Source organism: Neorhizobium sp. T25_13, assembly GCF_002968675.1.
Lineage (GTDB): Bacteria > Pseudomonadota > Alphaproteobacteria > Rhizobiales > Rhizobiaceae > Neorhizobium > Neorhizobium tomejilense.
In genome coordinates this window covers 25,211-45,860 of sequence record NZ_PVBI01000003.1, presented here as the reverse complement: position 1 = coordinate 45,860, position 20,650 = coordinate 25,211, and the positions used below count along the sequence as shown (strand labels likewise).

At 61.6% G+C, this 20,650-nt stretch carries 19 protein-coding genes; 7 read left to right on the top strand and 12 right to left on the bottom strand.

The features are described from left to right. Nucleotides 1-23 precede the first annotated feature (23 nt). The 4 genes from C5J22_RS07150 to trxB all read right to left on the bottom strand — a co-directional run bounded on the left by C5J22_RS07150 (nt 24) and on the right by trxB (nt 3,987). A complete protein-coding gene (locus C5J22_RS07150) occupies nt 24-1,145 on the bottom strand; it encodes an alkene reductase (protein ID WP_105437712.1) in 1,122 nt (373 codons plus the stop codon). 39 nt (nt 1,146-1,184) lie between these two features. Beyond that, nucleotides 1,185-1,481, bottom strand: a complete 297-nt coding sequence (locus tag C5J22_RS07145; protein WP_046603889.1) for a helix-turn-helix transcriptional regulator — start codon at nt 1,479-1,481, stop codon at nt 1,185-1,187. Between the two features lie 619 nt (nt 1,482-2,100). Then, the gene (locus tag C5J22_RS07140) at nt 2,101-2,997 is read right to left on the bottom strand and encodes a LysR family transcriptional regulator VtlR (RefSeq protein WP_046633779.1); all 897 of its coding nucleotides are present in this window, start codon (nt 2,995-2,997) and stop codon (nt 2,101-2,103) included. 15 nt (nt 2,998-3,012) lie between these two features. Next, entirely contained in the window at nt 3,013-3,987 is a 975-nt protein-coding gene (trxB, locus tag C5J22_RS07135; RefSeq protein ID WP_105400539.1) for a thioredoxin-disulfide reductase, read from the bottom strand. 237 nt (nt 3,988-4,224) lie between these two features. Here trxB and C5J22_RS07130 point away from each other — a divergent pair, with 237 nt between their 5' ends. Then, a complete protein-coding gene (locus tag C5J22_RS07130; protein ID WP_105438099.1) occupies nt 4,225-4,692 on the top strand; it encodes an Lrp/AsnC family transcriptional regulator in 468 nt (155 codons plus the stop codon). A gap of 27 nt (nt 4,693-4,719) precedes the next feature. Here C5J22_RS07130 and C5J22_RS07125 read toward each other — a convergent pair whose 3' ends face one another. Continuing rightward, the gene (locus C5J22_RS07125) at nt 4,720-5,499 is read right to left on the bottom strand and encodes a glycosyltransferase family 25 protein (RefSeq protein ID WP_105437711.1); all 780 of its coding nucleotides are present in this window, start codon (nt 5,497-5,499) and stop codon (nt 4,720-4,722) included. Between the two features lie 346 nt (nt 5,500-5,845). Between C5J22_RS07125 and C5J22_RS07120 the strand changes: the two genes are divergently transcribed. Further along, the gene (locus C5J22_RS07120; RefSeq protein WP_105437710.1) at nt 5,846-6,871 is read left to right on the top strand and encodes a glycosyltransferase; all 1,026 of its coding nucleotides are present in this window, start codon (nt 5,846-5,848) and stop codon (nt 6,869-6,871) included. On the opposite strand, the gene C5J22_RS07115 is transcribed toward C5J22_RS07120, so the two are convergent. The 3 genes from C5J22_RS07115 to C5J22_RS07100 all read right to left on the bottom strand — a co-directional run bounded on the left by C5J22_RS07115 (nt 6,855) and on the right by C5J22_RS07100 (nt 9,993). Then, a complete protein-coding gene (locus C5J22_RS07115; RefSeq protein ID WP_105438098.1) occupies nt 6,855-7,913 on the bottom strand; it encodes a glycosyltransferase family 4 protein in 1,059 nt (352 codons plus the stop codon). The genes C5J22_RS07120 and C5J22_RS07115 overlap by 17 nt on opposite strands. A 31-nt stretch (nt 7,914-7,944) precedes the next feature. Further along, nucleotides 7,945-8,421, bottom strand: coding sequence for a transcription elongation factor GreA (gene greA, locus C5J22_RS07110; RefSeq protein WP_105400937.1), 477 nt, complete (start codon nt 8,419-8,421; stop codon nt 7,945-7,947). Between the two features lie 357 nt (nt 8,422-8,778). After that, nucleotides 8,779-9,993, bottom strand: coding sequence for a DUF2235 domain-containing protein (locus tag C5J22_RS07100; RefSeq protein WP_105437708.1), 1,215 nt, complete (start codon nt 9,991-9,993; stop codon nt 8,779-8,781). Between the two features lie 107 nt (nt 9,994-10,100). On the opposite strand from C5J22_RS07100, the gene C5J22_RS07095 reads away from it, so the two are divergent. After that, nucleotides 10,101-11,141 carry an endonuclease/exonuclease/phosphatase family protein gene (locus C5J22_RS07095; RefSeq protein ID WP_105437707.1) on the top strand — a complete coding sequence of 347 codons (1,041 nt, stop codon included), beginning with the start codon at nt 10,101-10,103 and terminating at the stop codon, nt 11,139-11,141. 189 nt (nt 11,142-11,330) lie between these two features. Here C5J22_RS07095 and carB read toward each other — a convergent pair whose 3' ends face one another. Next, a complete protein-coding gene (gene carB / locus C5J22_RS07090; protein WP_105437706.1) occupies nt 11,331-14,819 on the bottom strand; it encodes a carbamoyl-phosphate synthase large subunit in 3,489 nt (1,162 codons plus the stop codon). A 244-nt stretch (nt 14,820-15,063) separates the two neighbouring features. Beyond that, a complete protein-coding gene (locus C5J22_RS07085; RefSeq protein ID WP_105437705.1) occupies nt 15,064-15,891 on the bottom strand; it encodes a LytTR family DNA-binding domain-containing protein in 828 nt (275 codons plus the stop codon). Between the two features lie 113 nt (nt 15,892-16,004). On the opposite strand from C5J22_RS07085, the gene C5J22_RS07080 reads away from it, so the two are divergent. The 3 genes from C5J22_RS07080 (at nt 16,005) to C5J22_RS07070 (ending at nt 18,856) form a co-directional block, all read left to right on the top strand. After that, entirely contained in the window at nt 16,005-16,487 is a 483-nt protein-coding gene (locus C5J22_RS07080; RefSeq protein ID WP_105400546.1) for a DUF2306 domain-containing protein, read from the top strand. A 147-nt stretch (nt 16,488-16,634) separates the two neighbouring features. Beyond that, nucleotides 16,635-17,846: an MFS transporter gene (locus tag C5J22_RS07075; protein ID WP_105437704.1), complete on the top strand. Its 1,212-nt coding sequence runs from the start codon at nt 16,635-16,637 to the stop codon at nt 17,844-17,846. A 101-nt stretch (nt 17,847-17,947) separates the two neighbouring features. Next, nucleotides 17,948-18,856, top strand: a complete 909-nt coding sequence (locus C5J22_RS07070; protein ID WP_105437703.1) for a neutral zinc metallopeptidase — start codon at nt 17,948-17,950, stop codon at nt 18,854-18,856. Nucleotides 18,857-19,118: 262 nt separating this feature from the next. Here the strand turns inward: C5J22_RS07070 and C5J22_RS07065 are convergent, their stop codons facing one another. Next, the gene (locus C5J22_RS07065; protein ID WP_105437702.1) at nt 19,119-19,601 is read right to left on the bottom strand and encodes an SRPBCC family protein; all 483 of its coding nucleotides are present in this window, start codon (nt 19,599-19,601) and stop codon (nt 19,119-19,121) included. 47 nt (nt 19,602-19,648) lie between these two features. Here C5J22_RS07065 and C5J22_RS07060 point away from each other — a divergent pair, with 47 nt between their 5' ends. Next, nucleotides 19,649-19,972 (top strand): helix-turn-helix transcriptional regulator, encoded by a 324-nt coding sequence (locus C5J22_RS07060; RefSeq protein ID WP_105437701.1) that lies wholly within the window; start codon nt 19,649-19,651, stop codon nt 19,970-19,972. Here C5J22_RS07060 and C5J22_RS07055 read toward each other — a convergent pair. Continuing rightward, nucleotides 19,969-20,448: a DUF2938 domain-containing protein gene (locus tag C5J22_RS07055; RefSeq protein WP_105437700.1), complete on the bottom strand. Its 480-nt coding sequence runs from the start codon at nt 20,446-20,448 to the stop codon at nt 19,969-19,971. The genes C5J22_RS07060 and C5J22_RS07055 overlap by 4 nt on opposite strands. Nucleotides 20,449-20,650: the final 202 nt, after the last annotated feature.

Here is a 20,650-nt window from a genome sequence, read left to right as displayed (position 1 = left end):
TTGGGCGGCCCTTCCGAAATGCATCAGGCGACCGCTTCGAGCACCGGGTAGTCGGTATAGCCCTTGGCGCCGCCGCCGTAGAAGGTGGACTTGTCGGCCTCGTTGAGCGGCGCATTGTCCTTGAGGCGCTGGACGAGATCCGGGTTGGCGAGGAAGAGCTTGCCGAAGGCGACCGCGTCGGCATAACCGCTTTCGACGGCCTTGGAGGCGCTTTCGCCGTCATAACCGTTGTTGACGAGCCAGCCGCCCTTGCCGCCGGCCTTGCGGTAGATATCCTTGAGTTCCTGGTAATCAAAGGGCTTGTCGCCCTGGAAGAAGGCGCGGTCGCCGCCGGTGGCACCTTCGATCAGGTGGATGAAGGAGAGGCCGCGGGGTCCGAGCTGTTCTACGACATAGTTGAAGACGGCCTGCGGATCGGGATCGCTGACGCCATTGGCCGGTGTCACCGGCGACAGGCGGATGCCGACGCGGCCGGCGCCGATTTCCTTGGTCACCGCATCGACGACTTCCACCAGGAACCGTGCCCGGTTCTCGATCGAGCCGCCGTATTCGTCCGTGCGCTGGTTGGCGCCGGACTTCAGGAACTGGTCGATCAGGTAGCCGTTGGCGCCGTGGATTTCGATGCCGTCGAAACCGGCGTCGATCGCGGCGCGGGCGCCCTTGGCGAAATCAGCGACGATGCCGGCGATTTCCGCATGTTCCAGCGCGCGGGGAGCGGAGGTATCGACAAAGGCGCCGTTGCCATCCGGATTGATGATGTAGGTCTTGCCGCCGGCGGGAATGGCCGAGGGTGCAACGGGAGCGCCGCTGTTCGGCTGCAGGGAGGTGTGCGAGACACGGCCGACATGCCAAATCTGGGTGACGATCTTGCCGCCCCTGCGGTGGACGGCATCCGTCACCTTCTTCCAGCCTTCGATCGCCTGCGGCAGATACAGGCCCGGTACGTCCGCATAACCCTGGCCCTGCTGGCTGACCGGCGTGCCTTCGGTGACGATCAGACCCGCGCTGGCGCGCTGTTCGTAATAGGTGACGTTGAGGTTGTTGGGGATCGCTTTCGGCGAACGGTTGCGCGTCAGGGGAGCCATGACGACGCGATTGGCGAGTTCGATATCGCCGAACGTGGTCGGATCAAAAATGCTGGCCATCGGAAAATTCCTTATGCTGTTGGGAGGAGAGGCGGGGGATCAGAGGGTCGATCTGAGATCGTCGAGGAAGGCCGCGATGGTTTTTTCGTCGCGGTGGTAGAATGCCCATTGGCCGACCCGGTCGATTTTCACCAGGCGGGCTTTCTCGAGCGTCGAAAGATGCGCCGAGACCGTGGATTGGGAGAGGCCGCAGCGTTTTTCGAACTGGCTGGCGCAGATGCCCATTTCGAGCGGGTGCGCCTGATCGCAAAAATGACGTTCCGGCTCCTTCATCCATTCCAGGAATTCGACCCGGACCGGATGCGCCAGCGCTTTCAGAATTTCCGTCTTGTCCATGATCAGGATCCAACATCGGAGTTTCCCGATATATAGATCGTCGGATGACGATTTAAAGGGAGCGGTTTGCGGAGAAGCGGGGGATTGTAAAAAAAATGGGCCGCCGGATCGCTCCGAGGCCCAATAATTGTGAAGGTCAAAACCTCCAGAGGGGAACAGCCGGCACAGACGACAGGGACGTCGCCGAAGCGCGCCAGCTGAACTCAATATGGGGAGCCAGGTTTCGCTCGACAAGGGTATGGATGGGATATTGAACAGAAGTTTTCACGCGGACTGCGGCGGCGGAAACCGGTGAATGAGCAACGGCAGAATTCAGGGCAAAAAAAGAGGGCCACTGGATCGCTCCAGGGCCCTATAAGTGTGAAGGTCAAAAAAACCTCCAGAGGGGAACAGCTGCTGCGGCGGAACTGGGAGGAAAAGCCGCCATGTGCATCAGCTGTGAGCGATATGGTGGTTTTTTGTGCAGTGAACAATACTCTTTTGTGCAGGACAGCCATGCATGAGGTGCAACGCTTTAATTTAATGCGCTCAGTGGTTACATATCAGGCGGCCGCAGAAGCCGCGAAATCCCCAGCGTTCTAGGGTTTTCGGGGGCATATCCGGTCCGGACCGGCGCCGGTCAGAAGCTCCAGTTGCGGGCCTTGCCCACCACGAAATCGCGGAAGACTTTCAGCTTCGCGGCGTTCTTCATTTCATCCGGATAGCAGAAATAGGTGTCGAAGGACGGGATGTCGGCATTGATGGCCAGCTGAATCAGCCCCGGATCGCGGCCGACGATATAGTCCGGCAGGCAGGCGATGCCGATTCCCAGCAGGCAGGCGCGCTTGATCGAGGTCTGGCTGTTGATCTGCAGATGCGGCGTGCGGGTATTGTCCGACGACCGGCCCGCGTATTCCAGCCAGTTGACGTCGAGCAGGTAGTTCGGCGCCGGTTCCCCGAAGGTGATGATGCGATGTTGGTCGAGATCCTCGACGGATTGCGGCTCGCCGTAACGGTTGATGTAGGAGGGGGCCGCATAGACGTGCATGTGGACGGTGAAGAGCTTGCGCTGGATGAGGTCGGACTGCACCGGCTGACGAAGCCGGATGGCGCAATCCGCATGGCGCATGTTGACGTCCACTTCCTCGTTGTCGAGGATCAACTGGATCGACATTTCCGGATAGAGCTGCAGGAATTCCTGCACCTTGTCGGTGAGCCAGCCCTGGCCGAGGCCGACGGTCGTCGTCACGCGCAGCTTGCCGGACGGCTTTTCCGTCGTCTCGGTGAGCTGCATCTTCACCGTTTCGAGCTTCAGGAGCACGTCGTGGGCGGTGCGGTAGAGCAGTTCGCCCTGTTCGGTGAGGATCAGGCCGCGTGCGTGGCGATGGAAGAGTTTTACCCCGACATCCTGTTCCAGCGCGCTGACCTGACGGCTGATCGCCGACTGGGAAAGATGCAGCTTGTCGGCCGCATGGGTGAAGGATCCCGCCTCCGCCGCCGCGTGGAAAATGCGCAGTTTATCCCAGTCGAGCGGCACACCCATCGTTCAACGTCACTCCGCGGCTATGGCAACCGGCTGGATGCCGGAGAGGTAACGTTCGGCCTCGAGCGCTGCCATGCAGCCCATGCCGGCGGCGGTGATCGCCTGGCGGAAAGTGTCGTCCGTCACGTCGCCGGCGGCAAACACGCCGGGCACGTCGGTGGCGGTCGAATCCGGCGCCGTCCAGAGATAACCGTTCGGCTTCATCTTCAATTTGCCCTGGAACAGTTCCGTCGCCGGCGCATGGCCGATGGCCACGAAGACGCCATGGATGGGGAAGTCGGTGACGGTACCCGTCTGGGTGTTGCGTAGCTTGACGCCCTCGACGGACGGCGGCATCGGCGCCTTGGCCGGCTTGCCGGTGATCTCGGCGATTTCGGTGTTCCACAGCACGTTGACATTGGGGCGCTGGAAAAGGCGTTCCTGCAGGATTTTTTCGGAGCGGAAACTATCGCGGCGATGCACCACGGTCACCGTCTTGGCGATATTCGACAGGTAGAGCGCTTCCTCGACCGCGGAATTGCCGCCGCCGACCACGATCACGTCCTTGTTGCGATAGAAGAAGCCGTCGCAGGTGGCGCAGGCGGACACGCCAAAGCCCTGGAACTGCTGTTCGGTTTCGATGCCGAGCCATTTTGCCTTGGCGCCGGTCGAGATGATGATCGTCTCGGCGGTCCAGACGGCGCCAGAATCGGTGCGCACGGTGAAGGGGCGATGGTGGAGTTCGACCTCGGTGACGAGGTCGTTGACGATCTCGGCGCCCACATGGGTCGCCTGTTTCAGCATCTGCTCCATCAGCCAGGGACCCTGGATCGGATCGCCGAAGCCCGGATAGTTTTCGACATCCGTGGTGATCATCAGCTGGCCGCCCTGTTCCATGCCGGCGATCAAAACCGGTTTCAGCATGGCGCGCGCCGCGTAGATGGCGGCCGTATAACCGGCCGGGCCGGAGCCGATGATCAGGACCTCGGTATGACGGGAGGACATGGAGTAATTTCCTTTCAAAGACCGGTCGACGTTTCGTTGCCCCTCATATAGGTGGTCGATGTCCGGTCTGCCGCTTTAGAAGCGCCATGTAAGATCGATCCATGCAGCAATGCAAGGGCAGCCTTGCACTAACAACAGATCAGTTGGCATGGAAACCGAAGCCCAAGCGCCCCAAGACATATTCTTGCGTAAAATTCCTCTTGCGATAAAAGCACTGCAGAATTGAAGGGGACCTATGTGCTTCGCGCCGATCTTGATGCCATCGACCTAAAAATCCTGCGGGAATTGCAACGTGACGGGCGCATGACCAATGTCGAGCTCGCAGAACGCGTCGGCATTTCCGCCCCGCCCTGCCTGCGCCGCGTGCGCAAGCTCGAGGACGCCGGTATCATCGAAGGTTATCACGCGCTGCTCAACGCCCCGAAACTGGGCGTGGATCTCGTCGCCTTCTGCATGGTCGGGCTGAAGCGCCAGTCGGACGCGGACTTGAAGGCCTTCGGGGCGAAGGTCCAGCAATGGCCGATGGTGCGGGAGGCCTGGATGGTCAACGGCGACAGCGATTTCCTGCTGCGCTGCGCAGCCCAGAACCTCACCGTCTTCCAGGACTTCGTCATCGAGGTGCTGACCGCCGACCAGCATGTCGATACCGTCCGCACCATGCTGACCATCCGTCAGGTCAAGCATCTGGGGCTGGTGGAAATCTGACGCTCACCGTTGCCGGCGGGCGCCTCGTCACTTGCTTCCGGCAGGACGAAACCGCTTCTTGTGGATGAAAGCGATCAGCTTGTCTTCCATCAGGCGCCGCTGCTTGGCGAACGCGTAGAACCATTTCCGCTTGTTGGTTTTTCTGGCCCGGCCGGAGCTCGCCAGGATTTCGCTTGCGGCATCCGTAGTGGTGACGGGCGAGGGCCAGAAGGAGTAGCCGTGGCCGGTGCGGGTCAGCCAGTGGCGGAAATAATTGTCAACCGGAGCGAACATCTTGCCATGCTCCTCGATGAAGAGCCGGGCGCCTTCGCGCGACCAGACGATCGCGCTCGTCGTCATCGGGAAATAATGGGCGGCCACCAGTTCGCAGTCGTGTCCGCCGATGCCGTAACGGGCGAGCGGTGTGGCGATCTTCAGCTTGTTATTGCCGATATTGATCAGCCGCCAGTCGGGATCGAGCTTTTCGAGATCCGGCAGGGCCGCTTCGAGCAGTTCGACCGGGTTGCAGAGCGGCAGCGCATCGTCTTCCAGCACCAATGCATAACGGGCGTCGGATTTCAGGAAATGTTCGGCGACCTTCAGGTGGCTGCGGTAGCAGCCGATTTCGCCGCCGACGAGGGTGCGGCCCATATAGCTCTGGGCGCGCTCGGCGTCGTAGTCCGGGATCGTCGCGAGATCGAACTTGCGGCCGTCGACGGCGGAGATCCGTTCGAAGGCGATGCCGAAGGCTGAAAGACGGTCGCTGATGGTCTGCAGGCGGTCATTGCTGCCATCCAGATTGATGACATAGGTCTCAAGCGATTGCATTTTACCCTTTTTCAGCGAGGAGGCGCTGCGGCTTTTCGTCCGCCACGGCCGCTTCCGTCGCCGGTAGACTTGTGATGGTGCGTCGACGTGGTCGAAGCTGTTTGAGCTTTGCTATATCGTGACCCGGCCTTTTTGGGAACAAGCGGGGCTTTCTTCCCGATAACATCGGCCGGACCGGTGCGGAAGGGTCACTGCAGCCCCATCCTGCCCAGCCCCCAAGATTTCAGCGACAACCATTCCCATACCCCTTGCGCAGGTTTTTCAACCGTAACATATAGGCGGCGCTGCCTACAGATGCTGGTTTCCGGTATAAAGCGGCGGAAAACAGACAGGCGAGGCGACATCGATGCGGGTTCACCAGTATATTTTCGGCAAGGACGGCGGGGCGGAGAAGTTCTTCGTGCATCTGGTCGGCGCGCTTGCGCGGCGTGGCGTAGAGCAGACGGCCGTAATGCGCTGGAACCGCCGCTGGAAGCCGGATGTCGAGGCCCATGCCAAGGTGATCGAGAGCAATTTCCGCAACCTGTCGATCGACCGTATCCTTCTGCCGATGAAGGTGCTGTCCATGGCCAAGCGGGACAAGGCCGACGCGATCATTTCCTGGTCCACCCGCGGCGCCCGGCTGATGCCGGACTATAAGGGCGGTATCAAGCTCTCCCGTCTCGGCGACTATCCGACCCACCTCGGTTATTTCAAGAATTCCGACATTCTCGTCTGCAATACGCCCGGCATTGCCGACCATGTGCGCAACAATCTCGGCTGGACCCGCGGCGTCGAGGTGATTTCGAACTTCACCGATACGTCGGTCGTGGCGCCGATCTCAAGGTCGGTTGCCGATACGCCAGACGGCGTGCCGCTGATCATGACGATGGGCCGTTTCGTCAAGCGCAAGCGTTTCCACCTGCTGATCGAGGCGATGGCGGCGGTGCCGGACGCCTATCTGTGGATCGCCGGCGACGGCGAGGAGCGGGAAGCGCTGGAAGCTGTCATGCGCGAGCACAAGATGGAGAACCGGGTGCGGTTCCTCGGCTGGCACAAGGATACGCGGCCGTATCTTGCCGCCGCCGACATCTTCATCATGCCATCCAGCCACGAGCCGCTCGGCAACGTCATTTTCGAGGCATGGGCGCAGAGCAAGCCGGTGATTTCCTCACGCTCGGAGGGTCCGTCCTGGTTCATGCGCGACGGCGAAAACGGCCTGCTCGTCGATATCGACGACGTCCCGGGCTATTCGCGCGCCATCAACCAGTTGATCGCAGACCCTCAGCTGGCTGCGAGCCTTGGCGAAAAGGGCAGGGCGACGCTGGTCGGGCAGTTTTCGGAAGAGGCGGTGGCGAACGCCTATATCGAGCTTTTCAAGCGGAAGCCGTGATCCGGTAGATATTGCCGAGCAGTTTGGCCTCGCCCTCAATGCTGAAATTTTCCAGCGCATGGGCGCGGGAGCGAGCCGAAGCGGCCTTGCGTCGGGCTTCGTTGTCCATGAAGGCGGCTGCGGCCTCGGCCATGGCATCGACGCTGTCGCGGGCGATGATCACGCCGGTCTCTTCGTCGCCCGTCACCAGAAGCTCAGGGAAGGCGCCGACATCGGTGGCGATCACCGGGACCGCGGTCGCCATTGCTTCCAGCGGCGTCAACCCGAAACCTTCCCAGCGCTGCGGCGCGATGAAGAGGTCGAGGGCGCGATACCATTCGTTGATATCGGTATGCTCGCCGACGAACAGGATGCGGTCGGCAAGGCCGGCGGCGGCGACCTTGTTCTTCAATCCGTCCTCGAAATCCACATGCGGGCCGGTGGCGCGGCCAGCGATGATCGCCGACCAGTCCTTGCGCTCGGAAAGCACCCGGATCATCGAATCCACGAAGAGATCGGTGCCCTTCTGCCGCCGCACGCGGCCGAAGCAGCCGACGATCTTCTGTGCCGGATCGAGGCCGCGGGCGCGCTTCGCCTCACCCTTGTCCGATGGCGGCGAGAAGCGGACGGTATCGATGCCGTGCAGCACGACGGTGTTCTTGACTGCCAGGTAATCGGCCGTCTTGCCGCTGGTGGCGATCACGCCGTCCATCTTCGAGACCAGCCATTTCGTCCAGCCGGTATGGTGCCGTTGCGAGGCGGAGGTGAAGACGATTTTCAGCGGCATGCGCAGCGCGTCGCGCATGAAAATTGCCGGCAGCATCTCGATATTGCGGCGCGCGTGCCAGATCCGGCACCGTTTGCCGCGCGGCGGCGACCAGAGGCGGAAGAGGTCGCGGTAACGGATATGCGGCAGATCGGCAGGCAGGCCGGGGCCAAGCGCTGCGACCTTCTGGCCGAGCGATCTCTGGACTGGCACGAGCTGGATGATCGTCGACGTGACGCCGGAGAGCCGCCGCTTGAAATTCGGCGCAATCACTTCGACGTCACGGATATCGATGATGGCGGGATCGCCGCTTTTACCCACGGGCGTATCAGCCCCAGGAAATGGCGAGGATTTCGTAGGCCTTGGAGCCGCCGGGGGCGACAACTTCGATGGAATCGCCCTTTTCCTTGCCGATCATCGCGCGCGCGATCGGCGAAGAGATGGAGATACGGCCAGCCTTCACATCGGCTTCCTGGTCACCGACGATCTGGTAGACCTTTTCTTCTTCCGTATCCTCGTCGATGAGCTTGACGGTCGCGCCGAACTTGATCTTCGAGCCGGACATCTTGGACAAATCGATGACTTCGGCGCGTGCCGTCAGATCCTCGAGTTCCGTAATACGGCCTTCGTTGTGGCTTTGGGCCTCCTTGGCAGCATGGTACTCGGCGTTTTCCGAAAGGTCGCCATGGGCGCGCGCTTCTGCAATTGCCTCGATGATACGGGGACGCTCCTCCTGCTGGCGCCAGCGCAGCTCTTCCTGCAGTTTGGAAAAACCGCTCTGCGTCATCGGTACCTTTTCAACCATTTCCTTGTCCTTCAGGCGCATGCCCGCGGATGCCGCGGACACAAAAAGAAACAGGTTCCGGAGCGAAACTTCGGAACCATCGTAAAATCAGAATGTGGGTCACTATAACAGAATTTCGACAGCGAGCGCTAGGAATTTCGAAACCCTGTCCGTGTGCCCCTCCCGCAGCATGTGGATGCAAGCGGCACCATTTGTCAATGACTTGACGGACGCGAAAAGAACATTTAGTGAACATGCTAATGAAGAAGTCGCTGAAAGAACGCCTGGCGATCCTTTCGGATGCCGCCAAATACGATGCTTCCTGTGCCTCCAGCGGAACTGTGAAGCGGAGGCATCGGCGTCACGCAGGGTTGGGTATCAAGGGACGAAGGTCGGCGCTTTCGGCAGGTTGGGCGGATCATAGTCGCCGGCATCCAGCCGGGTCTTGACCGAGTCGTGAAGCTTCGCGCCGTCCGGAATGAGGCGCCGGTCTTCGAGGGGAAAATACAGGCCCGTGCGATGGCCCCGTTTGCGCCATGAGCTCTCCGGGACCCGTCGCGGAACGTATTCAAGGATTTTCCAGCCCTTCGTCATCGAGTCGTGCAGCTGGGCTTTGGGATTCGGCGGGACGTATTTGTTGGCGTTCTTGCCGAGCACGATATTGTTGATGGTGCGCGTGACGTAGATGAGGCCGGTCGACCCAGTCTCGCGGATCATCCAGTCGAGCGGGAGCTTGATTTGGCCGCTCTCGGCTTCGGGGTAACCGCCGCCGATATCGCCGTGCACCCCGGAAAACCAGACTTCCTTGAAGTTCTGTTTGGCGACTTCGGTTTTCGGTTTGAACGGGCCGCCCCAATAATCCTGGTCCGGTATCCACAGTTCCGGCTGGAACATGGTGCGACGCTCGTCGATCGCCACCGCATGGCGGACGCATTCGACGCTCGGGTTCTTGCGGGTGAAGGGATGGGTCTTCAATTGCGGCCGCCATTTGCCCGATTCGATGACCGACGCCACCGTATCGAAAAGGCCGAGCAGAGCGATCGGCGGCCGGTCGTTGCGGAGCATCCGCTCGTAGAGGCGCATGCTGGCGAATGCCGAGGATGTGTCTTCATCCTCGATCGCCGCATCTTCGCTGCGCTGTTCCTGCTCGGGAATGCCCTTGTAGGTCTTGTAGGCGTAGTCCAGCAGGTTCAGATGATATTTGGTGGTCAGGCCGAAGGCGTGGATGAAGCCGGCCAGCACCCGCGCCGAATAGGCGCCGCGGCTGAAGCCGAAGATGTAGATGCGGTCCCGGTCGGCATGCCGGCCATCGACGTTCTTAGGGCCGTGCTCATAGTTCTCGACCAGGAAACGATAGGCTTCCTTGACGTTCTCGTCCAAACCCCAGCCGGTGGCCAGCCCCCAGACTTCAAAGGCCTTGCGATAGAATCTCGACCAGGAATTTGCAGCCCCGAAGGTGCCGACGCCGGGATCATAATAGACGATCTGTTCGTCCGAGCGCTTCAGGCAGCCGAACAGTCTCAGGATATTGGTACGATCGGCGGATATTTCATTCGACGTGCCGTCGAACAGAATGACGATATTCTTCGACATGGTTTCCCCCGAAATGATGTAGCTCGGAGAGTATCATCACCATGTCATGTTTACAATTTTAAGTAGATGCATCAATCTTGGCATTCGCCATTTTGCGGGAGGCAGGCATGGCCGATTTCAGATTCGCGACCTTCAATCTTTATCATTTCGCCGCGCCGGGCATTTTCTGGCATGAGCGAGATCCCAAATCGACCTATACGCCGGAACAATGGCAGGCCAAGCGGGACTGGATTTCCAGCATGCTGGCGCAGATGAATGCCGATGTGGTCGGCTTTCAGGAAGTGGTGTCGTTCGAAGCTCTGCGGGAGCTCGCTGCAGCCGCGGGCTATCCGCATTTCTACAATGCCGGCGCGCCGATCTTCGACGCTGATGACAGCGCGATCTACGTGAATGCCACGGTAGCGATCGCCTCGCGCCATCCGTTTACGGCAGTGGGCGACCTGATCGGGGTTGCCGATATCGACGTCGATACGGTCGTCGATCCCGGCTTCAGGTTTTCCCGCACGCCGGTCGCGGCGCGCATCGACCTGCCGGGGATCGGCGGGATGGATGTCTATGTGTGCCACCTGAAATCACAGGGGGCATTTGTCGACCCCCGCGACGTTGATCCGATCACGGACTGGGCTGAGAAGATCAAGACATATTATGCGCTCCGCAACGCCGCCGGCGTCGATCAGGTCGCCAAGCGTGCGGCCGAAGCGGGCGTCGTCTACAGGCTCTTCCGCCGTGCCATCGATCGCGACAACGATGCGCCGGTCCTGCTGCTCGGCGACCTTAACGAGGGCCCGGATTCGCACACGATCGGCATCCTTACCCAAGGGGAGCGGGTATTTTCCTGGGGCAGCATCCCGGGCAACGGCATTCCGCCGGAATTCGCCTTTCTCAAACATGTCTACAAGCTCTACGACACCTGGCCACTCGTGCCGACCCAGCTTCAGGGCCGGCCGATCACCCATAGCAGTTCGGGCCACGGTTCGATCCTCGACTACGCGATCGTTTCCAACGGGCTCAACCCGAACAATCCGCGCCGGCGCGGCACGGTGACCAAGGTGGAAGTGTTCGATGATCATTTCCGCGATGGGCCGCCGAAGGGCATTGCCTCCGACCATGCGCCGGTCATCGTCACCATCAATGGACGCGATGCCTGACGGCATGGGAGCGTGTCTGACCGCGCTCCCTCGCTGAAGGTGGCGAGGGCGAGGCAGGTGTCTCTCCTCCGGATATGGGCCAAGCGGCGCCGGCCGCTACGCGCAGTATAGGCGCGGCGCATGTCCCGGACATGAAGGTGGGAGGCGAGGGCGGCGGCCGAAGGTGTTACTTCGGCCGTGCCTTTGATATCAGGCGAAATAGCTCTGCAGTGGCCGGACTTCGAGATTGCCGGCTTTCAGCGCCTTGATCGCCATGGCGGCGGCTTCGGCGCCCGCCATGGTGGTGTAATAAGGCACCTTCTGCATCAGTGTGGCGCGGCGCAGCGACTTGCTATCCGAGATCGCCTTGTTGCCGTCCGTGGTGTTGATGACGAGCTGGACCTGGCGGTTGCGGATCGCGTCCTCGATATGCGGACGGCCTTCCAGCACCTTGTTGATGCGGGTGGAGGCAATGCCCTGTTCGGCAAGGAAGCGGGCGGTGCCGCCGGTTGCAAGCACCTTGAAGCCGATATCGGTCAGGATGCGGATCGCCGGGAGTACACGCGCCTTGTCCTCGTCGCGTACGGAGACGAACACCGTGCCGTCGCGAGGCAGTTCGACACTGGCGCCGAGCTGCGACTTTGCGAAGGCCAGCGCGAAATCGGTGTCGAGGCCGATGACTTCGCCGGTCGAGCGCATTTCCGGGCCGAGCAGCGTATCGACGCCCGGGAAGCGGGCGAACGGGAAGACGGCTTCCTTGACGGCGATGTGCTTCAGCGCGCGCGGATCCGGCTTGGTGCCGTAGGCGGCAAATGTCGCGTCGAGCTTTTCGCCGGCCATGACGCGGGCGGCGATCTTGGCGATCGGCGCGCCGATGGTCTTGGCGACGAAGGGCACCGTGCGCGAGGCGCGCGGGTTGACTTCCAGCACGTAGACCGTTCCGTCCTTGATGGCGAACTGGACGTTCATCAGGCCGACGACATGCAGCGCTTTGGCCATGGCCTTCGCCTGGCGCTCCAACTCGTCGATCATTTCCGGCGACAAGGTGCGCGGCGGCAGCGAGCAGGCGCTGTCACCCGAATGGATGCCGGCTTCCTCGATATGCTCCATGATGCCGGCGACATAAACGTCGGTGCCGTCGCAGACGCAATCGACGTCGACTTCGATCGCATTGCTCAGGTAGCTGTCGAACAGAAGCGGGTTCTTGCCGAGCAGGGTGTTGATCTGGCCGGTCTTGTCGTTCGGGTAACGCTGCTTGATGTCTTCCGGCACGAGACCCGGCACGGTGTCGAGCAGGTAGGTCTGCAGCATCGATTCCGAGTGGATGATCTGCATGGCGCGGCCGCCGAGCACGTAGGACGGGCGCACGACCAGCGGGAAACCGATTTCGGCGGCGACGAGGCGGGCCTGCTCGACGGAATAGGCGATGCCGTTGTTCGGCTGATTCAAATCGAGCTTCATCAGAAGCTTCTGGAAACGGTCGCGGTCTTCGGCAAGGTCGATCATGTCGGGCGCGGTGCCGAGGATCGGGATGCCGTTCTTTTCGAGCGCCTCGGCAAGCTTCAGCGGTGTCTGGCCGCCGAACTGGACGATGACGCCGACCACTTCACCCTTTTCCTGCTCGGCGCGCAGGATTTCGATGACGTCTTCAGCTGTCAGCGGCTCGAAATAGAGACGGTCCGACGTGTCGTAGTCGGTCGACACGGTTTCCGGGTTGCAGTTGATCATGATCGCTTCATAGCCGGCATCCTTCAGCGCGAAGGCGGCGTGGCAGCAGCAATAGTCGAACTCGATGCCCTGGCCGATGCGGTTCGGACCGCCGCCGAGGATGACGACCTTCTTGGCGGCCGAGACTTCCGCTTCCGAACGCAGGCTGCCGACGAAGGGCGTTTCGTAGGTCGAGTACATGTAGGCGGTCGGCGAGGCGAATTCGGCGGCGCAGGTGTCGATGCGCTTGAACACGGGGCGGACGTTCAGGCTGTTGCGCAGTTCGGCGACTTCCTTCGGGCGCTTTTTGGTAAGGCTTGCAAGGCGGGCGTCGGAAAAACCCATGGCCTTCAGCATGCGCAGGTTCTCGGCATCCTCCGGCAGGCCGTGCTCGCGGACGCGGGCCTCCATGTCGGTGATCGCCTTCAGCTGGGCGATGAACCACGGGTCGATCTTGCAGGCCTCGTGGACTTCGCCTTCGGTGAGGCCAAGGCGCAGCGCCTGGGCGACCATGCGCAGCCGGTCCGGAGTCGGCGTGCCGATCGCGGCGCGGATGGCGTTCTTGGAATTTTCGCCTTCCTCGAAGCCGGGGATTTCGATCTCGTCGAGGCCGGTCAGGCCGGTTTCGAGGCCGCGCAACGCCTTCTGCAGCGATTCCGCGAAGGTGCGGCCGATCGCCATGACTTCGCCGACCGACTTCATCGCGGTGGTCAGGACCGGCGAGGCGCCCGGGAATTTCTCGAAGGCAAAACGCGGGATCTTGGTGACGACGTAGTCGATCGACGGTTCGAACGAGGCAGGTGTGGCGCCCCCGGTAATGTCGTTGTCGAGTTCGTCGAGCGTGTAACCGATCGCGAGCTTGGCGGCGACCTTGGCGATGGGGAAGCCGGTGGCCTTGGAGGCGAGCGCCGACGAGCGCGAAACGCGCGGGTTCATTTCGATGACGACGAGGCGGCCGTCCTTGGGGTTGACGGCGAACTGCACGTTCGAGCCGCCGGTCTCGACGCCGATCTCGCGCAAGACCGCGATCGAGGCGTTGCGCATCATCTGGTATTCCTTGTCGGTCAGCGTCAGCGCCGGCGCGACGGTGATCGAATCGCCCGTGTGGACGCCCATCGGGTCGATGTTCTCGATCGAGCAGATGATGATGCAGTTGTCCGCCTTGTCGCGGATCACCTCCATCTCGTATTCCTTCCAGCCGAGCACCGACTCTTCGATCAGCACTTCGGTGGTCGGCGAAGCGTCGAGGCCGCCACCGACGATCTCGAAGAATTCCGAGCGGTTATAGGCGATGCCGCCGCCGGTGCCGCCCATCGTGAAGGAGGGACGGATGATGGCAGGCAGGCCGACCACGTCGATCGCCTGGGCGGCGATCGCCATGGCGTGGCTGATGTAGCGCTGCTTGCGGTCGGTCTCGCCGAGGTTCCACTGGTTTTCGAGCGCGTCGAGCGCCTTGTCGAGATCGGCACCCGTCAGGCTTTCCTTTACCCGGTTGCGCTCGATCTCATGGGTCTTGCGGTCGGCATCCTTGATGTCGGTGGCGTTGGCCAGCATCGACTTCGGGGTTTCAAGCCCGATGCGGGACATTGCCTCGCGGAAGAGGGCGCGGTCCTCGGCCATGTCGATGGCAGCCGGCTTGGCGCCGATCATCTCGACATTGTAGCGGTCGAGCACGCCCATCCGCTTCAGGGAGAGCGCGGTATTCAGCGCGGTCTGGCCGCCCATGGTCGGCAGCAGCGCGTCCGGCCGTTCCTTGGCGATGATCTTGGCGACGACTTCGGGCGTGATCGGCTCGACATAGGTCGCGTCGGCAAGGCCGGGATCGGTCATGATCGTCGCCGGGTTGGAGTTGACCAGGATGACCCGGTAACCTTCCTCCTTCAGCGCCTTGCAGGCCTGGGTGCCGGAATAGTCGAACTCGCATGCCTGGCCGATGACGATCGGACCCGCGCCGATGATGAGGATCGATTTCAAATCTTGGCGCTTGGGCATGGGGTATCTTTCCGCTTTTTTCCTGCGCGGAAAACCGGCGCGGTGTGGAATACCACCGGTCGGGTCACGCGCGCATGTCTTTTCAGGCTAGACGCGGCTTATAGGCAAATGTTCTCCCGAACGGAACCCCATAAATCGCCAAATCGACAGGAAAAGCGTTCAGCGTGGCTTGCCGAGGGATCGGGCTTTTCGACAACTTCGCCATCGGCACTGCCGCGGCAATGTTGGTGGCGCAGGGGACCGCTTAACGGGAGAGTTCGCCGAACCGCGTCCGCACCGCCTCGGCATAGGTGCGGCTCACGGGAATCTCCGTGCCGTCCTTCATGATCAGCAAAAGCTTGCCGCCGTCGCGTTTCAGCGTTTCGACATGCGCATCCGCCACCCAGTGGGAACGATGCACCTGCAGGCCGGGCGTGAGCCCGAGTTCCTTCAGGGCGTCGGCGAAACGCAGCAGGATCAGTTCGCGGCCGCGGCTGGTGACCACCTCGGTATAATGGTCCTGGACCGAAAGCCGCAGGAGTGCGCCGCGGTTATGGGGTTTCAGGCGGGCGAGGATTTCGGGTTCGGATGAGGAGGAAGCCGCGGGCTCCGGGGCAGAAGAAGGCGATGCGGGCGGGGCCGGGGCTGACACCTCGGCAATCTGTCGGTGCATGGCCATGTAGGTGAGCAGGCAGAAGAGGGCACAGAGCGGCAGCGCGACCAGCGCCCGCCTGAAGCCGTCGCCGATCTCGATCCAGTGGCCGAAAAACGCGAAGTCGATTGCGCCGAGGGCAAAGCCGATCGGCAGGGCGGCGGTGAGCGAGCCGATCATCATGCGGGCAAGCGTATGCTTGAGATGTTGCCGCAACAGGATTTCGGCCATGACCGAAAGGCAGATGGCGATCGACCAGGTGACGGCGTGCACGATCAGCCAGTAACCCAGCCGGATACCGAGCGTCATCCGCTCGAAAGTGCCGTAGGGTCCGCTGACGACGAAGATCAGGATAACGAGCGCAAAGGTCGTCCAGAAACGCCGGGAACGGGTGAAGAGCTGCAATTCACGAAGCGTGGAACTCAAGAACGGGTGATTCACGAAATTTATCCGTCGTCTGCGCCATTCCGGTGGAGGATCAACGAGTCATGGCGGAAACAGGCGGCCAATTCAATCGCTTCCCAGCTTCACGATGATTTCGACAGGTATTTCCGATGAACCTTCAGCCGCTCCTCGATGCCCCGCTTGCCGTTCAGGTCCATGTCGCAGCCGTCCTGCCGGCCACCGTGCTCGGTGCCTACATCCTGATGAACGCTAAGGGCACGCCGATACACCGACTGCTCGGCAAGATCTGGATGGCGCTCATGGTGATCACCTCGCTCTCCAGCTTCTTCATCCACGAGATCAACCTCGTCTACGGCTTCAGCCCGATCCATCTCCTGTCGGTCTTCGTGCTCGTCGCGGTGTGGCGGGCAATCAGTGCTGCCCGCGCCCATAATATCCGGGCACACAAGGCGGCGGTCATCGGCATGTATTTCGGCGGCATCGGGATCGCCGGCCTGTTCACGCTGATCCCGGGGCGGATCATGAACGCGGTGGTTTTCTCCGGCGGCCCGAGCTGGATATTGCTTCTGACGCTCGCCGGTATCGCTGGAGCACTTGTCCTTCAGCAGAGGCTGGCGTCGCGGCGAACTTAAGAGAGCCGGCATCAAGAATTTCCTCGAAGCGTACCGTTCGGCGCTTTGCTGTCATGGACAGGCCCGGCTTGCGGGACTAGATCTGCGTCCAAGACACTTGCAGCAAGCGCCATCCGCGATGACGACCGCTTGCGCGGAGGAAATCCCATGGCCGATGCAACATCCAAACCCGTTTCCGCAACTGCCGCCGAAGTGACGGTGCTGCCGATCATCCTGGCGGTCAGCTTCTGCCATATGCTGAACGACATCATGCAGTCGATGATCGCGGCGATCTATCCGATGCTGAAGACGGATTATGCCCTCGACTTCTGGCAGATCGGCATCCTGACGCTCGCATTCCAGTGCACGGCCTCGCTGTTGCAGCCAGTGATCGGCATCATCACCGACAAGAAGCCTTTTCCATATTCGCTGCCGGTCGGCATGGGTTCGACCTTCATCGGCCTCTTCATGCTGGCGGCCGCCCAATCCTATGTCATGCTGGTCGTCGCGGCATCGCTGATCGGCATCGGATCGGCGGTCTTTCATCCGGAATCGTCGCGGGTCGCGCGGCTGGCGTCCGGTGGCCGCTACGGCTTTGCGCAGTCGGTCTTCCAGGTGGGCGGCAATTTCGGCCAGTCGATCGGGCCGCTGCTCGCCGCCTTCATCATCGTGCCGAACGGGCAGGGGAGCGTCGCCTGGTTCTCCGGCATCGCGCTGCTCGGCATCGTCATCCTGTCGTGGGTGGCGCGCTGGTACAAGGCGCATATGCTTGCCAACAAGGGCCGCAAGCGCGTGCTGAACGCCCACAACCTCTCCAGGCGCACGGTCACCGTCGCCCTCGTCGTGCTGGCGCTTCTGACCTTTTCCAAGAATGCCTACATGGCGTCGATCGGCAGCTATTATACGTTCTTCGTCATCGAGCGTTTCCAGGTGACGGTGCAGCAGTCGCAGATCATGCTTTTCATCTTCCTCGGCGCCGTGGCGCTCGGCACCGTCATCGGCGGGCCGATCGGCGACCGGTTCGGCTCGAAGGTGGTGATCTGGTTCTCGATCCTCGGCGTGCTGCCGTTCACGCTTGCCATGCCGTTTGCCAACCTGCCGATAACGATCGCGCTTTCGGGCATTATCGGCTTCATCATGGCATCGTCCTTCCCGGCGATCGTGGTCATGGCGCAGGAACTGGTGCCGGGCCGGGTCGGCATGATCGCCGGCATCTTCTTCGGGATCGCCTTCGGCATCGGGGGCATCGCCGCGGCGGTACTCGGCGTCTTTGCCGACCGGTACGGCATCGGCTTCGTCTACAATGTCTGCGCCTTCCTGCCGGCGCTCGGGTTGCTGACGGTTTTCCTGCCGGGCAAGAAGGCTCTGCGGGTCGCCTGAGAACGAATCTTCGGCTATGAGATGCTGGACGGATCGCTTTTGCGGCCGCCAGCGTTATATCGCCCGGCAGGCGTGATGTCGCCGAAGAGGAGTGAGCGAAAATGGAATGGAAAGGCCGTCGGCAATCGGACAACGTCGAGGACCAGCGTGGCGCTTCCATGGGCGGCAGTCCGCTCGGTCGCGGCGGCTTGCGCATTCCGATCGGTGGCGGTGGCCGCCGCGGGGGCGGGCTCGGCATCGGCGGGATCATCGTCATCCTGATCATCTGCTGGATCACCGGCATCAATCCGCTTTCGCTGCTGTCCGGCGAACTGGGGATGGACGGATCGGGATTCGAGCAGCAGCAGACGACCGGCGACCGCACGCCGGCCACCGACGAGACGACTGCGTTCGTGCGCACGGTGCTTGCCGAGACGGAAGATACCTGGAACGGCATATTCCAGGCCAACGGCCAGCAATATCAGGAGCCGGTGCTGGTGCTGTTTTCCGGCCAGGTGAACTCCGCCTGCGGATTTGCGTCTTCCGCGACCGGGCCGTTCTACTGCCCCGGTGACCACAAGCTTTACCTGGACACTAACTTCTTCAAGGAACTCGAACAGCGCTTCGACGCGGCCGGCGATTTTGCCGAGGCCTATGTGATCGCCCACGAGGTCGGCCACCACGTGCAGAACCTGCTCGGCATCCTGCCGAAGTTCAACCAGGCCCGCCAGCGGATGAGCGAAGCGGATGCCAACCGCATGTCGGTGCGCGTCGAGCTGCAGGCCGACTGCTTTGCCGGCGTGTGGGGCAAGTTCACTCAGCAGAAGGGTATCCTCGACACCGGCGATCTCGAAGAGGCCCTCAACGCCGCCCAGCAGATCGGCGACGATACGCTGCAGAAGCGCAGCCAGGGTTATGTCGTGCCGGAAAGCTTCAACCACGGCACTTCGGCGCAGCGCGCGCGCTGGTTCAAGCGCGGGTTCGATACGGGCGACATGAAGGCCTGCGATACGTTCTCGGGGAATGTCTGAGGGTTTGCTGTGTTTGGATCCTCGGGTGTTAACCCGAGGATGACGACGGAGAGGGCGGAGCCAGGATGCCCCCCTCTGCCCTGCCGGGCATCTCCCCCTCAGGTTGGGAGATCACAGGCGGCACGATCCCCGCCTCCAAGTAACCATTGCCAAGGATGTGACGTTTAAGGCAGGGGAGTGAGCAGGCTCCAGCCGATCTCCCCCCTTGAGGGGGAGATGCCCGGCAGGGCAGAGGGGGGTGAGTGGCACCCTCAGGAGCCAATTACTTATACATCCCCTCGCGCAGGTTGATCCCATATTCCACATAGGCCTTCAGGGCACACAGCATCTGCGACCAGCCCTGGCAGTTGCCGTAGGAGGCAGAAAGTCCAGCGGGCGTTTCTCGCCAGCCTTCCTCGGCGATCGTCACCAGCGTGCGGCCATCCTCCAGTGAATCAAAGGTCATGGTGATGGTCGTTTTGTAGGTGTTTTTAGCCTCTGGAGGAACCGGATGGGTTGTGGGGTCGTCGTCATTGGCATCCCAGCGCAAGACGATCTTCTTGTTCTTCTCCACCTCGACGACTTCCACCGGGAAGGCGCCGGGAAAATCGGCGAAATCCCACGTAACGATGGTGCCGGTCTCAAGCCGGCCCTTGGCACCGCCTGTCGTAAAATAACCCGACAGCTGCTTCGGATCGGCGACGGCCTCGAACACTTCCTCGACCGGTTTTGAAATCCGGCCGGATACCTTGAATTTCAGTTCCATGATCTTTCTCCCTTGTTTCTTCCTCTATAATGTTATAAAAACATAACATGTCAAGTGGTGAGAAAAACGACCTTATTTTCAAGGCCTTGGCGGCTCCGGTTCGCAGGGAGATTCTCGACGAGCTGAAGGATCGGCCGCAGACGACGGGCGATCTCTGCGCCCGGTTTCCAAGGCTCGACCGCTGCACGGTGATGCAGCATCTGAAGGTTCTGGAAGCGGCCGACCTCGTGCTGGTGAAGCGCGAGGGCCGGGAGCGGTGGAACCACCTCAATCCGCTGCCGATCAAGGCGATCCACGACCGCTGGATCGGCGCCTATGCGGCGCGTGCGGTCGACATGCTCGACCGGATGAAGCAGGATCTGGAAGACTAGCGGATCAACAGTGCGGTGCCGTAAAGCCCGAGCGCGAAAACGGTATGGGCGGCGAAATTGAGGAGACGCACTTTGTTCGGCTTCGGCGTTTTCGAAGCGGCCCAGCCGAGACCGAGGCCCGGCTGCATCAGGAACCATCCAGCGCCGATGGTGACGATGCCGAAGATCCACGCAGGAATGAAGGTTGGGGCGGCGAACCAGTTCGGCCCCATGATCAGGGCGAGGATCACTCCGTAGAGAAGACCGACGGCATAATGGCCGACCCAGCCGAGCGCCAACTCATGTTCGTAGGGTTCGGCCGCCGCGATGCTGTCGTGAAAGACTTTTCCCCGCCCCAGGTGCCAGAACCAGCGACCGGCCGGCGCCCAGTTGGCCTTGGGCTGGCCGAAAACCTTGTTGAGGACGATCGCCCAGAGATCCATCAGGATGGTTGCGCCAAGGCCGATGAGGATGCCGCGCCAGAGAAGTTCGATCATGAGAGAGGTCTGCCGGAGAGAGGGAGGTCACCTCTAATCTCTATGGGCTCCGGTTTGGGCTGTCGAGACCTTCCGGCCCTCCGGGCGGGGAAACATCCTGTCGGCGGGTGCGGCCCGACACCGAGATTGCCGAACCGGCTGAACGATGCGCGGTGGTTGTGCCTTTCATCAAAAACTTTGAAATGTTCACGTATTGTTTCGA